Annotated in this window: 1 protein-coding gene; it reads right to left on the bottom strand. The window is 39.5% G+C overall.

The genetic code is table 11. The features are described from left to right. A partial coding sequence (locus AVJ19_RS21400) for an Ig-like domain-containing protein (RefSeq protein WP_213067293.1) occupies positions 1–281 on the bottom strand: 281 nt, incomplete at both ends.

The raw sequence follows: 281 nt of genomic DNA, 5'->3' as shown, positions 1-281 counted from the left end.
ACCTGCAACATCTGTCACCACTGCTTTAAATTGGTAAGTACCATCCACTAAATCAGTTTGTTTAGCATCTGTATTTATCCATGTTTTACCACCATCTTTAGAGATTTGGTAAACCACGCTTGAACCTACTTCCTGACCTGTCAAACTGAGATCAAAGCTCTTGTCTTGGCTAATAAAGTCATCTGCTTTTGCACCTGTGTCAGTATAAGCTGTAAGGCTTAATGTGCCTGCTATTGGCTTAGTCGTATCAACAGTGACTTTTTGAACATTCGTACTTTGAC

The organism is Acinetobacter sp. CFCC 10889 (assembly GCF_003268395.1).
Taxonomy (GTDB): domain Bacteria; phylum Pseudomonadota; class Gammaproteobacteria; order Pseudomonadales; family Moraxellaceae; genus Acinetobacter.
Note: the sequence above shows the minus strand (reverse complement) of the source record. Positions and strands in the feature narration are given on the sequence as shown.